This window comes from Veillonella tobetsuensis (genome assembly GCF_002959935.1).
GTDB lineage: Bacteria > Bacillota > Negativicutes > Veillonellales > Veillonellaceae > Veillonella > Veillonella tobetsuensis.
In genome coordinates, this window is sequence record NZ_PPDF01000009.1 from 1 (window position 1) to 16,613 (window position 16,613).

The 16,613-nt window shown below is 40.5% G+C and carries 15 protein-coding genes and 1 pseudogene; 1 reads left to right on the plus strand and 15 read right to left on the minus strand.

Annotated features, from left to right (window positions below; translation table 11 throughout):
* A pseudogene (locus tag VTHSUH11_RS09680) lies at positions 1–132 on the plus strand (ISL3 family transposase); the annotation flags it as partial.
* 94 nt (positions 133–226) lie between these two features.
* On the opposite strand, the gene VTHSUH11_RS05705 reads toward VTHSUH11_RS09680, so the two are convergent.
* The 15 genes from VTHSUH11_RS05705 to VTHSUH11_RS05770 form a co-directional block, all read right to left on the minus strand.
* Positions 227–1,525: an SLC13 family permease gene (locus VTHSUH11_RS05705; protein WP_059363486.1), complete on the minus strand. Its 1,299-nt coding sequence runs from the start codon at positions 1,523–1,525 to the stop codon at positions 227–229.
* Positions 1,526–1,564: 39 nt separating this feature from the next.
* Entirely contained in the window at positions 1,565–1,822 is a 258-nt protein-coding gene (locus VTHSUH11_RS05710; RefSeq protein WP_059363488.1) for a hypothetical protein, read from the minus strand.
* A 191-nt stretch (positions 1,823–2,013) separates the two neighbouring features.
* Positions 2,014–3,135, minus strand: a complete 1,122-nt coding sequence (gene mmdB / locus VTHSUH11_RS05715) for a methylmalonyl-CoA decarboxylase subunit beta (RefSeq protein ID WP_059363489.1) — start codon at positions 3,133–3,135, stop codon at positions 2,014–2,016.
* Positions 3,136–3,208: 73 nt separating this feature from the next.
* The gene (mmdC, locus tag VTHSUH11_RS05720) at positions 3,209–3,592 is read right to left on the minus strand and encodes a methylmalonyl-CoA decarboxylase subunit gamma (RefSeq protein WP_059363491.1); all 384 of its coding nucleotides are present in this window, start codon (positions 3,590–3,592) and stop codon (positions 3,209–3,211) included.
* A gap of 102 nt (positions 3,593–3,694) precedes the next feature.
* Positions 3,695–3,862, minus strand: coding sequence for a methylmalonyl-CoA decarboxylase subunit epsilon (gene mmdE / locus VTHSUH11_RS09565; RefSeq protein WP_162837719.1), 168 nt, complete (start codon positions 3,860–3,862; stop codon positions 3,695–3,697).
* A gap of 23 nt (positions 3,863–3,885) precedes the next feature.
* Complete coding sequence (mmdD, locus tag VTHSUH11_RS05725; protein WP_059363493.1) at positions 3,886–4,230, minus strand: methylmalonyl-CoA decarboxylase subunit delta; 345 nt, start codon at positions 4,228–4,230, stop codon at positions 3,886–3,888.
* A 73-nt stretch (positions 4,231–4,303) separates the two neighbouring features.
* On the minus strand, positions 4,304–5,833 hold the full coding sequence (gene mmdA, locus VTHSUH11_RS05730) for a methylmalonyl-CoA decarboxylase subunit alpha (RefSeq protein ID WP_059363494.1): 1,530 nt from the start codon (positions 5,831–5,833) through the stop codon (positions 4,304–4,306).
* Positions 5,834–5,872: 39 nt separating this feature from the next.
* Positions 5,873–6,295: a methylmalonyl-CoA epimerase gene (gene mce, locus VTHSUH11_RS05735; protein ID WP_059363496.1), complete on the minus strand. Its 423-nt coding sequence runs from the start codon at positions 6,293–6,295 to the stop codon at positions 5,873–5,875.
* Between the two features lie 51 nt (positions 6,296–6,346).
* On the minus strand, positions 6,347–7,285 hold the full coding sequence (gene meaB, locus VTHSUH11_RS05740) for a methylmalonyl Co-A mutase-associated GTPase MeaB (protein WP_059363498.1): 939 nt from the start codon (positions 7,283–7,285) through the stop codon (positions 6,347–6,349).
* A 77-nt stretch (positions 7,286–7,362) separates the two neighbouring features.
* Positions 7,363–7,758, minus strand: coding sequence for a cobalamin B12-binding domain-containing protein (locus VTHSUH11_RS05745; RefSeq protein ID WP_059363500.1), 396 nt, complete (start codon positions 7,756–7,758; stop codon positions 7,363–7,365).
* 28 nt (positions 7,759–7,786) lie between these two features.
* On the minus strand, positions 7,787–9,433 hold the full coding sequence (locus VTHSUH11_RS05750; protein ID WP_059363502.1) for an acyl-CoA mutase large subunit family protein: 1,647 nt from the start codon (positions 9,431–9,433) through the stop codon (positions 7,787–7,789).
* Between the two features lie 29 nt (positions 9,434–9,462).
* On the minus strand, positions 9,463–10,965 hold the full coding sequence (locus VTHSUH11_RS05755; protein WP_059363505.1) for a succinyl-CoA:acetate CoA-transferase ScpC: 1,503 nt from the start codon (positions 10,963–10,965) through the stop codon (positions 9,463–9,465).
* Positions 10,966–11,357: 392 nt separating this feature from the next.
* Complete coding sequence (locus tag VTHSUH11_RS05760; protein ID WP_105092961.1) at positions 11,358–12,626, minus strand: O-antigen ligase family protein; 1,269 nt, start codon at positions 12,624–12,626, stop codon at positions 11,358–11,360.
* A 9-nt stretch (positions 12,627–12,635) separates the two neighbouring features.
* Entirely contained in the window at positions 12,636–13,943 is a 1,308-nt protein-coding gene (locus VTHSUH11_RS05765) for a bifunctional folylpolyglutamate synthase/dihydrofolate synthase (protein ID WP_105092962.1), read from the minus strand.
* Positions 13,944–13,952: 9 nt separating this feature from the next.
* Positions 13,953–16,610 (minus strand): valine--tRNA ligase, encoded by a 2,658-nt coding sequence (locus tag VTHSUH11_RS05770; protein ID WP_105092963.1) that lies wholly within the window; start codon positions 16,608–16,610, stop codon positions 13,953–13,955.
* Between the last annotated feature and the right edge of the window lie 3 nt (positions 16,611–16,613).

The window sequence follows — 16,613 nt, forward strand, 5'->3', positions numbered from 1 at the left end:
ATTAAGGTATTAAAACGAATAAGCTATGGACTTCGCCACTTTGGTAGATTTAGAGTACGTATTCTACTTTTGAGCAAAAAGAATGGCACCAACCATACATATGATTGGTGCCAAAGAAGGCTCGTAGGGTGAACACCCCAACATTTGACAGAGAGCCTAAAAAACGAGGCCGAATCTTACGATTCGACCTCGTGTGTGCTTGTATAGTAGAGTAACCTATCCCCTATTATTTACCAGGGAAGAATGGCCATACCATTGGGATAATAATTAAGCTTACTACGAAGCAAACTAAGATCAATGGAACGCCGGCTTTTACATAGTCTGTAAATTTGTATTGGCCAGGACCAAGTACTAATGTATTTGGAGGTGTACCTACAGGTGTACCAAATGCACAAGATGCAGCAACGCCGATAGCCATCAATACTGCATGAGGGTCAGCGCCCATACCTTGAGCAATGGAGATACCGATCGGAGCCAATAATGCACAAGATGCAGTGTTAGACATGAATTGAGTCATAACACAAGATAAAATGAACAATACAGCTGTTGCAAAGTAAGGGCTAGGGTCAGAACCCATAACGCCGATTACTGCATTAGCAATCATTTTACCTGCACCAGATTGGTCAAGTGCAGTTGCTACTGGCATCATACCAGCGAATAAGAAGATTGTTACCCAGTCAATGGATGTGTAAGCTTGTTTTTCGTTCAAGCAACCAGTTAATACGCAAAGCATTGCGCCAATAACTGCAACCATGCTCAATGGTAAGTTAATACCATAGCCTTTTAGGAAGTCACCTAAAATCATAGCGATGATTACGCCTAAAAGAATAAGACCAGAGAATAATTGTTTCTTAGGATCGTTAGAAATATCTTCAGCAGCTACCTCTTGTTCAACTTCGCCAGCATCTTGAATTTCATGTTTAGGTAATAAATGTTTACCAATGAGCATCATGAATGCAATAGTAGCAATAGTCAAAGGAATACCGATCCAAGCAAATTCAAAGAAACCAAATGGTTTTTCACCAAATTTAGCCAATGTACCACTTACAATAATGTTTGGAGGTGTACCAACCATTGTAATGATACCACCGATACCTGCAGCAAATGCTAAAGGCATCAATTGACGAGAAGCAGGAATCTTCGCAACAGCACAGATACCTACAACTACTGGAAGTAATGCAGCTGTTGTACCAGTGTTGGACAAGAATGCAGACATAGTTGCCGTAACAACCATGATGGCAAGCATTAAGCCATTTTCGCTAGTACCTGCATGAGATACTACTGTTTCCCCAATTTTTTGAGCTAAACCAGTGTAGAACAATGCAGCACCAACAACGAACATGCCAGCGAACAACACAACTGTACTATCAGATAAACCAGAGAATACAACCTTAGGAGTAATAATCCCCATAAGGCCTAGAGTAATAGCACCGCCTAAAGAAGTAATAGCTAATGGAATAATTTCCGTAACGAATAAAACAGCCATGACTGCAAGGACGATTAAGGTTTGTTCTGCAGTACCCATACATCATCATCTCCCTTCAGAGAAATGCACTGATTATAGTTATATGAGATACACAAGATAGCTTACAATGCTAATAGCACAAGCCATCATAAAAGTTATACCATAACCCTCTTTAGTTTTAGGATAGCCAAAAAATAACGCTTCCCCTAAAAATCCTCGGCGATTAAACCAAGTATATTTAGTTCTACGTTGAAACCATTTAGCTTTTCCTTCATTACCGATAATCAGTGCAGTAATAAAAAATACAATAAATGCCCAAATAAAACAAATCAGTATTTTTAATTCTATAGATACCAAGTGACCACCTCTACTATATCAAAAAGCACTGAAAGGTTATTGTGTGAATTCTTGTATCACCTAATGACCGATCTGACAAAGCATTTATTGCTAATATCCCTCTTTTTTGTATGTTTAAATACTATTAAGAGATTTTTTTATTCACCAATAGGTGTACCGCAAAAGGCACACCTTGGTGAATAAATATTAAATTAATGGCTAGACAACATAGCAAGCATTGTACCTGCTGCTACTGCTGTACCAATAACACCAGCTACGTTCGGACCCATAGCATGCATGAGCAAGAAGTTTGCTGGGTTAGCTTTTGCACCTACTACTTGAGATACACGAGCTGCCATTGGAACCGCGGATACACCAGCAGAACCAATAAGTGGATTAGTTTTACCACCGTCAACCATGCTCATCAACTTACCAAATAATACGCCACCAGCTGTGCCACCGATAAATGCAACCAAACCTAAGCAAATGATAAGGAGCGTTTGTACACTTAAGAAGTGTTCCGCACTCATTGTTAAGCCAGTACCAGTTGCTAAGAAGATAGTAACAGTATTGATCAACGCATTTTGAGATGTATCGGACAAACGATCAGTTACGCCAGATTCACGGAACAAGTTACCTAACATCAACATACCTAAAAGGGATGTAATGGAAGGAAGTAATAAGGAAATGAAGATTGTAGCAACAATTGGGAATACGATTTTTTCAAAACGTGTAACATCACGCAATTGTTCCATAACAATTTCACGTTCTTTTTGAGTAGTGAATAACTTCATTACAGGTGGTTGAATCAACGGTACTAAGGACATATAAGAATATGCAGCAACCGCGATTGCACCTAATAAATGAGGAGCTAGTTTAGTAGCCAAATAAATGGATGTAGGGCCATCAGCACCACCGATGATACCGATAGCAGCTGCTTCTTGAGCTGTAAAGCCAAGCATCATTGCGCCACCTAAAGCAACGAATACGCCGATTTGTGCAGCAGCACCTAAAAGCAATGTTTTAGGGTTCGCAATGAGCGGACCAAAGTCAGTCATTGCACCTACACCTAGAAAAATTAATGGTGGGAAGATTTCTTGGGAGATACCTGCACTAATAAGTGCCATAACGCCTTCTTCAAAACCGTTACGAGGAATGTTAGCAAGTACACAACCAAACGCAATCGGACCCAACAATAATGGTTCAAACTCTCTAGCAAATGCCAAATATAATAGGATTAAACCTACAAGAATCATAATAGCATTGCCCGTTGTAAATGCGAGGAACCCGCTATCGTTTATAACAGATTGAATCGCAACAGCAAAAGCCTCCATATGCGTTCCCCTTTCACAAATATAAAATTGTCATATGACGCGGCGCACCCGCGCCATACTACAATACTTGGTATTAGCCAAGAACAACCATGTCATCGCCAGTGGATACAGTTTGGTTAGCAGATACGCGAACTTCAGAAACTACAGCATCATGTGGAGCTGCGATTTCGTTTTGCATTTTCATAGCTTCAAGAATCAACAAAGTTTCGCCTTTTTTAACTGCTTGGCCAGCAGATACTGCTACAGATAGGATTTTACCAGGCATTGGAGCTTTTACAGTTTCAGCACCTGCTGGAACTGGAGCTGCTGCTGCAGCTGGAGCTGGAGCTGGTGCAGGAGCTGCTTTAGGAGCTGCTGCTGGAGCTGCTGCAGGAGCTGCTGCAGGAGCTGCGCCTTTTACTTCATTAACTTCTACATCATATGCTGTGCCATTTACTGTAACATTGAATTTTTTCATCTTAAATTCCTCCAAAATGTGTATGTCTACACAATACTTACAAATTTTTATTTACACATATTAATCTGATAATCCTATCGATTACCGAATTAAGTGACACTGTTAACGAGTACCACGTACGCGACCTTCCATTTTCCAGTTGTAGCTTACAATTGGACGGATGTGCGCAATTTGATCAGCGGAATAACCCATTGCTGATAATGCACCAACGATAACCGCTACTACATCTTGAGATGGAGCTTTACCGTTAGTTGCTGTAGCATTGTTCATTACAAATGCCTCCTAAAATAATATTAACCTCTACCGCTTAAACGACCTTCTAAGCGCCATTTAGCACTAGTTGCTGTAGGTCGAATAGATGCAATTTGTTCAGATGAGTACCCCATCGCCACAATGGCACCTACGATAGCTGCTACTACTTCATCCTCATTTTGAGCGGATGCACTTGGCGTTGCTACAGGAGCTGCTGCTGGAGCTGCTACAGTTGTACTTGCTTCAGGGGCTTTTTTTTTCTTAGTAGGATCGATCATATGCACGATTTGCATCAATACGCCTAAAAGAATTAGCACCACAAACACAACTGTCATATTAATAGCCATAATTAGCCAAGGATTGGTAGTAACTGCTTGTCCTTCCATAATCATTCCCCTTTCTAAAAAATTAGTAAAGAAAGGTATCTCCCAAATTCGATGATATATTTACCGAATCGAATTATAATGGAATATTACCATGTTTCTTTGGAGCACGGTTTTCACGTTTGCTTGCAAGCATAGCCAATGCATTGATAACTGCTGGACGAGTTTGTTTTGGTTCGATTACAACATCTACGAAGCCACGTTCTGCAGCTTTGTAAGGAGTTGCGAATTCTTCCACGTATTTAGCTGTTTTAGCATCTTTATCTTCATCTTTCTTGAAGATAATGTTAGCTGCACCAGCAGGACCCATTACAGCAATTTCGGATGTAGGCCAAGCGTATACTTGGTCAGCACCTAAGTCTTGGGAACACATTGCGAGGTAGGAACCGCCGTATGCTTTACGAGTGATAACAGTAATTTTAGGTACTGTTGCTTCAGAGTAAGCATACAACATTTTAGCACCATGACGAATGATACCGCCCCATTCTTGATTTGTGCCAGGCAAGAAACCAGGAACGTCAACGAAGTTAACGATTGGAATATTGAAAGCATCACAGAAACGGATGAAACGGGAAGATTTGTCAGATGCATTGATGTCCAAGCAACCAGCCATTACTTTTGGTTGGTTAGCAATGATACCAACGGATTGACCATCAAAACGTGCGAAGCAAGTGATGATGTTTGTAGCATAGAATGGTTGAACTTCATAGTATTCACCATTATCTACTGTAGCAGCGATAACATCTTTCATGTCGTAAGGCATGTTGCTGTTATCAGGTAACAAGCTATTAAGACCTTCGTCTTCACGAGTTGGATCATCACCAGTGTCTACCAATGGAGCGTCTTCCATGTTGTTAGAAGGCAAGAAACCTAACAAGTAACGAATTTGAGCGATACAATCATCTTCATCTTCAGCTGCAAAGTGAGCAACACCGGACACAGAGTTGTGAGCCATTGCACCACCAAGATCTTCAGCTGTTACTTCTTCACCTGTTACAGATTTAATAACTGCAGGACCAGTGATGAACATTTGAGATGTGTTTTTAACCATGTAGATGAAGTCAGTCAATGCTGGAGAATAAACAGCACCACCTGCACAAGGTCCCATGATTACGGAAATTTGTGGAATAACGCCAGATGCATTTGTATTTTCAAAGAAAATTTTACCGTAACCAGCAAGAGCATCTACTGCTTCTTGGATACGCGCACCGCCGGAATCATTGATACCAACGATAGGAGCACCCATTTTCATTGCTAAACGTTGTACTTTAACGATTTTAGCAGCGTGCATTTCACCAAGAGAACCACCTTCTACGGTGAAGTCTTGTGCGAATGCATATACCAAACGACCATCGATAGTACCGTAACCAGTTACTACGCCTTCGCCTGGTAATTCTTTTTTCTCTTGACCGAAGTTAACACAGCGATGTTTAACAAATTGGTCAAGTTCAACAAAAGAGTTGTCATCGAATAATTTCGCCAAACGTTCACGAGCAGTCATTTTGCCTTGAGCATGTTGTTTCTCAACGCGTTTTTCACCGCCACCAGCTTTTACTTTAGCTAGCTTTTCGTGCAACAACTCGATTTTTTCTTGCACTGTTTGCATGTCAGCACCTCCATAAAAAAAACTTGTTACATTATTATTTTATTTCATTCGTTGACAAAGTTCAAGTAAAACGCCACCAGTCGCTTTAGGATGAAGGAATGCAATAGCGGAGCCGCCTGCGCCGTAACGAGGTTTTTCATCAATCATTTTAATACCTTTTGCCATAAGATCAGCAATAGCATTTTCAATATTATCTACACGTAATGCAACGTGTTGGATACCATCACGGCCGCCATTTTTTTCGATGAATTTACCGATAGGGCCATCTGGAGTAGTAGTTTCTAAGAATTCTAATTCAGCATCGCCACATGGGAAGAAGGATACTTTTACTTTTTGTTCTTCTACTACTTCATCTTCTGGAAGATGTTCAATACCCAAAGCATTTTTATAAAATTCTTTAGTTGCTGCTAAGTCATTAACACCAATACCGATGTGATCCACTTGTAATACTTTAAAAGCCATTTCGATTATCTCCTTTTTAAGGCTAAATCTCTAATGCTAAGTAGTCGCCGTCTACTTTAGCACGCTTGTCATTACGCCGTTAACAACTGTATATGGGTCGTTTTCACGCTCATTGACAGCTGCCACTTGGCTATTAAATTCGTCGCTTGTAATGATTTTTTCAGCTACATAACGACCAATTTGTTCATTAATCATTGCGATGATTTCATCACGAGTACGTTCTGCGCGACGAGATTCCAATTCACCAGAATCTTCAAGATACTCAAAATGTTCATCTAAGGCTTCGATGAGTTCATCTACGCCTTGGTCTTTACTAGCAATTGTGCGCTTAATTGGTGGGCGCCATTTTACTTCACGAGAGTCAAGGTCAAGCATCATTTCAATTTCAACATTCAAACGATCGCAACCATCTCGGTCAGCTTTATTGATAGCAAATACATCGCCGATTTCAAGAATACCCGCTTTAATAGCTTGGATATCATCACCGAGACCTGGAACAAGTACAACCAATGTAGTATCTGCATTTTTTACGATATCTACTTCGGATTGACCTACGCCTACAGTTTCAATGATAACTATATCCATGCCAAAGGCATCCATTAATTTAACAACGTCTGCAGTCTTTTTGGATAAACCACCAAGACTACCACGCGTACCCATGCTTCGAATGAAAACATTTTCGTTTAATGTTAAATCATTCATACGAATACGGTCCCCCAAGATAGCGCCACCTGAGAATGGGCTAGTTGGGTCGATGGCAACGATGCCGACTGTTTTACCTTGATCTAAGTAGTGTTTTACTACTTTATCGGTCAAAGTACTTTTACCAGCACCAGGGGCCCCTGTGATACCGAGAATACGTGCACGCCCTGTTTTAGGGTAAATGGCCTTCATTATTTCGATGGCATTATCATACTCATTTTCTACAGCGGTAATGGACCGTGCTAAGGCTAGTCGAGAACCTTCAAAGAGGCCTTTAACTAAATCCATTCGCCTCACCACCTATCTTAGAATATGGGAATAGAGGGGAGTCAGCTATTCCAGTTGAACCCCTCTCATCCTATTAATTATTTTACGTGTTCGTTGATGAATTTTACAATATCACCAGTTGGTGTACCAGGTGTGAATACAGCTGCTACGCCAGCTTCTTTCAAGCCAGGAATATCAGCATCAGGAATAACGCCACCACCGATTACTAATACATCGCCCATGCCTTTTTCTTTCAAAAGCTCAACGATTTTAGGGAACAATGTGTTGTGAGCACCGGAAAGAAGGGATAATGCAACTACATTAACGTCTTCAGAAAGAGCTGCTTCAACGATTTGTTCTGGAGTTTGACGAAGACCTGTGTAGATTACTTCGAAACCAGCATCGCGAAGTGCGCGTGCTACTACTTTTGCACCACGGTCATGACCATCAAGACCTGGTTTTGCTACGATTACTCTAATACGTTTTTCTGCCATGATTTATTACCTCCGAAATTAGCCGATATTATAATGTGGAATGAGCTTCATATTCACCGAATACTTCGCGCAATACATTACAAATTTCACCCAAAGTAGCATATGTTTTAACTGCGTCAAGAATTAATGGCATCAAGTTAACGTTTTCGTCAGCTGCACCAACTTTAAGAGCTGCTAATGCTGCATCAACTGCTGCTTGGTCGCGGTTAGCACGAACTGCTTGAGTTTTCTTGGATTGGTTAACACCTACGGAAGCGTCTACGCGAAGCAAGTCTTTTGGAGCTTCTTCTTCAACTTGGAATTTGTTTACGCCAACGATTGTGCGCAAGCCAGATTCTACTTCCATTTGCCATTTGTAAGCGGATTCTTGAATTTCTTTTTGGATGTAGCCTTTTTCGATTGCTACTACAGCGCCGCCCATTTCATCAATTTTCTTGATGTAAGACATAGCTTCGTCATAGATAGCGTTAGTCATAGCTTCTACATAGTAGGAACCACCCAATGGGTCAACTACGTCAGCTAAACCAGATTCGTAAGCCACGATTTGTTGTGTACGAAGAGCTACTTGTACAGATGCTTCTGTAGGAAGAGCCAATGCTTCGTCACGGGAGTTTGTATGTAAGGATTGAGTACCGCCCATTACAGCAGCTGCAGTTTGAAGAGCAACACGAACGATGTTGTTATCAACTTGTTGTGCAGTCAACATGGAACCAGCTGTTTGAGTATGTACACGAAGCATCATGGATTTTGGTTTTTTAGCACCAAAACGTTCTTTCATGATAGTTGCCCATAAGCGACGGGATGCGCGGAATTTAGCAACTTCTTCAAGTACATTGTTATGAGCATTCCAGAAGAAGGAAAGACGACCAGCGAAGGAGTCAACGTCAAGACCAGCTTTCAAAGCTGCTTCTACGTACGCAATACCATCAGCAATTGTAAATGCGATTTCTTGCGCTGCTGTGGAACCTGCTTCACGGATATGGTAACCGGAAATGGAGATTGTATTCCATTTTGGAACATTTTGAGAACAATATTCGAAGATATTAGTGATCAAACGCATGGATGGTTTTGGAGGGAAAATGTAAGTACCACGAGCTGCGTACTCTTTCAAAATATCATTTTGAATTGTACCCATCAATTCTGTGGATGGTACGCCTTGTTTTTCAGCTACTGCGATATACATTGCCAACAAAACGGACGCTGGAGCGTTGATTGTCATGGATGTGGATACTTTGCCAAGGTCGATGCCGTCGAACAAGATTTCCATATCTTTCAAGGAGTCAATCGCTACACCTACTTTACCAACTTCGCCTTCTGCAACAACATCGTCGGAGTCGTAACCAATTTGTGTAGGTAAGTCAAATGCACAGGAAAGACCAGTTGCACCGGACTCGATTAAGTAGCGGTAACGTTTATTGGATTCTTCTGCTGTAGCGAAGCCTGCATACATACGCATAGTCCAGAAACGACCACGGTACATTGTAGGTTGTACGCCACGAGTGTAAGGGAATTCGCCAGGCATTCCCAAATCGCGTTCATAGTCAAAGCCTTCGATATCAACTGGTGTGTACACACGGTTGTATTTCAAGTTTTGACGTTCTGGAGTTTTTGCACTTCTTTCGTCACAAAGTTTGTTATACTCAGCAATTTGGGCTTTTAAGTTTTCGTAAGCCATGTTTTCATCATCCTCCTAAAAAAACAGGTTTATTTTTTCATGCTTCCAGTTTCTGTGAAGCGTTTATGCCAAGAAAGAGCTTCGTCGAGCAACATTGGTGTATGGGCATTTTTAGTTGCAGCGAGTGCCTTTTCGAGGTATTCAGTTAACATAGGTTTGTAGTCTGGGTGAGCACATTTTTCAATGATCAAACGAGCTCTTTCCACTGGGCTCAAACCACGACAGTCAGCAACACCTTGTTCTGTACAGAAAATCATAGTGTCATGTTCTGGGTGATCCACATGAGATACATATGGAACGATAGAACTGATGTCGCCATTTTTAGCAACGGAATTAGTGCAGAAAATAGTGAGATATGCACTACGTGCAAAGTCACCAGAACCGCCAATACCGTTCATCATTTTTGTACCCATAATATGAGTAGAGTTTACATTGCCAAAAATATCAAATTCAATTGCAGTATTCATGGCAATAACGCCAATACGACGTGCGATACCAGGGTTGTTAGAAATTTCTTGCGGACGAAGAATAATTTTCTTACGGTATTCGTCGATATTAGCATAGAAACGTTTTAATCCATCTGGAGAAGGACTTAATGCAGTACCGGAACATACAGTTACTTTACCAGCATCGATCAAGTCGAACATACCATCTTGGATTACTTCTGTGTAAATGGACAAATCTGTGAATGGACCTTTAGCCAAGCCACTGATTACCGCATTTGCTACAGAACCTACACCAGATTGTAATGGAAGCAAGTTTTGAGGTAAACGACCTTCTGCAATTTCTTGTTCGAAGAAGTTGATAAGATGTTGACTCATTGCTTTCGCATCATCATCGATAGGAGCCAATGGTCTAGTTGTATCAGGAACGTCACAAGCAACTACTGCAACAATTTTACTTGGATCACAAGGGATTGCTTCAGTACCAATACGATCACCAGCTGTTTCTAATGGAATTGGTTTACGGAATGGTGGATCAAGTGGTTCATAGATATCATGCATACCAACCAAGGACAATGGTTGAGATACGTTAACTTCTACGATTACCTTTTTAGCCTTGCTAACAAATGTTGGAGAGTTACCAACAGATGTAGTAGGTACTAAGGAGCCATCTTCATTGATTTGACATACTTCAATAATTGCAACGTCTAAATCACCGAAGAAACCATAACGAACATTTTGTGCCATTGTGCTCAAATGCATGTCGATGTATTTAACCGCACCGCTATTTAAAGCTTTACGTGTATCCCCATTAGTTTGATATGGGAAACGACGGTTAATACCATTAGCACGTGTTAACGCACCGTCAGCTTCATCACCTACAGAAGCACCTGTCCATAAATCAATTTTGAATGGTTCTTTTTCCATTCTTTCTGCCAAAGCTAAAGGTACAGCTTTTGCATAACCAGATGGAGTAAAGCCGGAAATACCAACTTTATCATTAGGGTTAATCAATTGAGCTGCTTCAAAAGCTGAGACAATTTTGCCTTGGAGGGCCGCATTTTTAACGCGATCTTTGATGTCTATCATCGTACCATCTCCTTCAAATCACCTTGTTAAACGACAGTTGATCAATTTCTTGGTCTAACTCGTTCCTTAAACCTACTTCATCGTATGCTTTTACAAGTTCATTGTCAACTTATATGCATAAAATGTATTTTTTGTCACATATTTATATGGTATTATGACTAAAAGTCATGGATTTTTCATGTTTCACATAAATTAAATTCACATCGTTATAACCTACAGGAATTATCGATATACTTTTCATATATATTGTAAAAAAAGGGGCAATCGAGAAACACTATACAGGATATAGAGTTTCTTCGATTTGCCCCACTATGTTCAAACTGACGTCTATGGAATATTGAATTATTAAATCTTGAGGATTTCTGCTTTCAATCGAAAAGTTTCGATGCGTTTTAATTATGATTAATTGTGGTAGATTTTTGCTGTGCTTTCACAAAAGCACCTACCCACCCCATCAATAACCAAAATGTAATCGTTACTTGATGACTATATAACTCAAAATCGGACAATCCACTTACAAGGACCCCTACGGCTAAAGCCCCTACACCGATTGATGCAGCTTTACGGAATACATCCCCTTGCAATCGTATAGATGTAATAACATGTCCTAATAATACAGTTATAAAAGAAATCAATCCTGGTATGCCTATTTCTGCCAACATATTGAGATATAAATTATGTGCATGATACATCAATACATTGGGACCTTGAATATAGTAGTTATAATCAGGATAAACTAAATAGAATGTATTCCATCCAATCCCCCATATAGGATTCTCACGAACAATATACATGGTACTATCCCACAGAGCCCATCGCAGATCAGCAGATGTATCATGACCTTGGAATATAGACCAAAGGCGGGTCGCAATTTCCCCATCATAGAAATAAAGAATAATTGGAACTGCTAAAAGGGATAGTAACAAACGGCGCTCCACAAAGATGCCCCAATATATCACCATAGCACCAAAACTAATCCAGATGCCCCGTGAATAGGTTAATAGCAAGGTAACAAATAATATAAGAGCTACAGGTATCATCATATAAATCTGTTTCTTATAGGCTTTCGATAAGATTTTATTTGTTAACCCTTTCCAATATACCAATAAATAACTAATACTAACACTGAGGATCATCAATAGATAAGCACCTAGTAGATTTGGATTCATCAATGTCGACGACATGCGGCGCATCAATTTTGGAAATTGGGTGGCATCTACCCATTCATTAATATGCTGATTGGGAACAAAAATATATTCATAAGCTCCAATAAAACAAACTAGAATCGCTGTCCCTAATACACATTGAAGAAAATATCGCCATTGTTTTGGTGTGCTAATATACGTCCGTACTAGATAATATATACCACCACCTGCTATAATCTGATAAAACCAGCTCGTCAAAGCCCATTGAGCATTATCAGATAATGCAGCAGATACACCAGTCCATAGGACAAAAAACATAACAGTCCAGGACAACCACCCTGTAGGTAGGCTAAGGTTGCGACGTCTTATTAAATCAACGAAAGCAATTCCTATGGCAATCCATAAGAGTACATCCCCCACCATTGGTTGTAGAGGCATAGCAATGACTACACCATAAATAAGACGTTCAATGTAAAACTTTAATTTCGTTTCTGTTGGAAATAATGAGTGTTCCATAATGATTACCTAGTGGCTCAGGCGGTCTTGTAACCAAGCGCGAGCTTCGCCAAGAATATATAATGATCCACATACAACAATGTTATCTCCAGCTTGAGTTGACCGTAAGGCTAACTCTAGAGCATCGCTTACGGACTCTTCCGTTTGGGCCACAACTTGTTTAACACATTGACGGACATTTTCCACCAACTGTTCTGGTATTTCCGTACGAGGTGTAGGCGCTGCCACAGCAATAACCGTATCCTTCGGTTTTACAACCTCACGGATAATACCATTTTCGTCTTTATCCGACAAAATAGCCATTACAATTGTTTTTGGTTTATCTTCAAACAATTCTTGATACGTCATGTTAAAAGATTCTGCGCCCGCAGCATTATGAGCTCCATCAAAAATAAATGTTCTATCCAAGGCTTTTTTGATTTCAAAGCGACCAGCCCAAGTAGCACGAGCAAAGCCTTCACGCATTGTTTCTTCGCTAATAGCATCATCCTGTTCCATTACAAGACGAACTGCCTGTAGGGCACATGCTAAATTAACAGACTGATGAACGCCAGCCATTGTTGTAAACAACATAGCCGGTGCCATATCGACTGCACTGATGGTCATAATCTGACCACCCGGCACTACACTGCGACTATCGATGCCAAACTTTCTATTGAAGATATATAATGGCGCATGCTTGTCCTTCGCGGCCTCTTCGATAACACCTAATGGTCCACCTTGTGCAGCAGTTACAATAGGAACGCCCTCTTTAATAATCCCCGCCTTATGTTTAGCGATCTCTTCAACCGTATCACCACAATAGGCTTGATGATCTAGCGTAACATTGGTTATAACGGAAACTATAGGTTTCACAATATTAGTTGAATCAAGCAATCCGCCTAAGCCAGCTTCAATAACAGCATAATCTACACCTTGCTCTTTGAAAAATAAGAATGCTGCAGCTGTTAAAATTTCAAATTGTGTAGGTGCTTCTACTCCGTCAGCAATAATTTGTTCTAAACCTTGGCGAACACGACTAATTAATTCACCAAACGCATCCTTGCTGATTTGTACATCATTGATTTCTATACGCTCTGTATAAGATTCAAGGTGAGGCGATGTAAATCGCCCCACCCGTAATCCACTGGTAAATAGAGCATACGAAATATATGTTGTTACGGAACCTTTTCCATTAGTTCCCGTAACATGAATGATTTTATAATCTCGTTCAGGATTCCCTAACGCTTGCATTAATGCTTGAATGCGCTCCAACCCAGGTTTGATACCAAAGGATGAAGTATCTTCTAAATACGCTAAGGCTTCTTCGTATGTCATATAAACCTCCTATAAGGTTTTTAAGAATTCCTCACGTTCTAACAACGCTTGCTGTTTTTGTTTATATTCTTCTAATTTTTCTTTTTCTTTAGCAACTACTGCTTCAGGTGCTTTTGCTAGGAAGCCTTGGTTGTTCAATTTACCTTCTAAACGTGCAATTTCTTTTTGCATTTGAACCTTTTCTTTCTCGATACGTTCTTTTTCTTTATCTGCATCGATAAGGTCTTTCAAAAGAAGGTATACCTCCATACCATTTACAACTGTTACGGTTGCATTTTCTGGTTTCGGATCATTAGAGCCTAAGATTGTTACCTTTTCAGCCCAAGCAAGTGTAACGAAATAATCGCTATGACTAGCTACAGCTTGTGCTATGGACGCATCAGTTGGGGCCACAATAACTTCTGCTTTTTTGCCTAATGGTACATTCATTTCGGCACGCATGTTACGAATGCCCTTGATAGCATCCATCATAATTTCCATTTGACGTGCCGCATCCGTAAGATTTGTGAAAGATAATGCTTCCGGCCATTTAGCAACGACGATGCTATCCCCTTCGTGAGGTAAGTGTTGCCAAATATGTTCTGTAACAAACGGCATAAATGGATGTAACAATTCTAGCATATGACGCAAGATAGTTACGAGCAAGTATTGAACAGTACGACGGTCGCGTTCATTAGCATCGCTATACAAACGAGGTTTAGCGAGTTCAATGTACCAGTCGCAATACGTATTCCAAATGAAATCATATACGGAGCTTGCCGCTTCACCAAGTTCAAATTTATCAAGGTTAGCAGTAATGTTTTGTACAGTTTCATTATATTTTTCTACAATCCATTTATCCGCCAATGTCAAATCAGACTCAGTTGGAACAAAGCTTTCATCATAATTCGTCAAATTCATAAGAACGAATTTGGACGCATTCCAAATCTTATTGGCGAAATTGCGATTTGCTTCCACACGTTCCATGTAGAAACGCATGTCATTACCTGGTGTATTGCCTGTTACAAGGGTAAAGCGCAATGCATCAGCACCATATTCACCAATAACATCTAACGGGTTGATACCATTCCCCAAGGATTTACTCATCTTACGCCCTTGGCTATCTCGTACAAGACCATGAATGAATACATGTTTGAATGGAATTTCATCTTCAAATTCAAGAGCCATGAAAATCATGCGAGCAACCCAGAAGAAGATGATATCGTAACCAGTTACAAGAACGCTAGTTGGATACCATTGTTTGAGTTCAGCCGTTTGTTCAGGCCAACCCATCGTAGCAAATGGCCATAAGCCAGAACTAAACCATGTATCAAGAACGTCTGGATCTTGTGTTACATGACCATGGCAATGAGGGCATTCTGTAATATCTTCACGGCTAACGATAGTTTCGCCACAGTCATCACAATACCAGGCTGGAATACGATGGCCCCACCATAATTGACGAGAAATCGTCCAGTCACGGATATTTTCGAGCCAATTTACATATGTTTTAGTAAATCGTTCTGGAACAAATTGAACGTCCCCGTCTTTAACAACTTTTAATGCTGGTTCAGCAAGTGGTTTCATATCTACAAACCATTGTTTAGAAACCATTGGTTCGATAATTGTATTACAACGGGAACAATGACCTACTGCATGGTCATGATCATCGATTTTTTCCAGTAAACCTAATTCTTGAAGCTCTGCTACCACTTGTTTACGCGCTTCTTCGCGTGTCATACCGTTAAATTTGCCAGCCCCTTCATTCATTGTGGCATCATTGTTCATAACAACGATGGATTCTAAATTATGGCGTTGCCCCATTTCAAAGTCATTAGGGTCATGAGCAGGTGTAATTTTTACACACCCTGTACCAAAGCTCGCATCTACATAGTCATCGGCAATGACAGGAATTTCGCGGTTAACGAATGGCAAGATTAATGTTTTACCAATGAGGTCTTTATAACGATCATCTTCAGGGTTTACGGCTACTGCTACGTCACCAAACATAGTTTCTGGACGTGTTGTAGCCACAACAACAAAGCGGCCTTCTTCCCCCTTTACAGGATATTTAATATGCCATAAATGGCCATGCTCATCTTCATGTTCCACTTCTACATCAGACAAAGCTGTAGCACAACGTGGGCACCAGTTGATGATACGTTCGCCACGGTAAATCAAACCTTTTTCATAAAGTTTTACGAATACTTCACGCACTGCATGATAGTAGCCATCATCCAAGGTAAAACGCTCGCGGCTCCAGTCACAAGATGCGCCTAAGCTGCGAATTTGTTTAACGATAGTATCGCCGTATTCTTTCTTCCATTCCCAAACGCGTTCTACGAATTTTTCACGCCCTAAATCATAGCGGGATTTTCCCTCTTCCTTAGCGAGCATTTCCTCTACTTTAATTTGCGTCGCAATACCCGCATGGTCGGTGCCAGGCATCCATAACACATTGTAACCTTGCATACGTTTAAAACGAATCAAGATATCTTGTAATGTATTATCGAGCGCATGCCCCATATGCAACATACCTGTAACATTTGGTGGTGGCAATACGATGCTAAACGGCTCCTTATCAGTGTCCACTTCTTCGTGAAAGTAACCTTGGTTTTCCCAATAGGAATACCATTTACTTTCGATTTCACCAGGATTGTAGGTGGTTAAATTTTCGTAGGTTTTCATCGT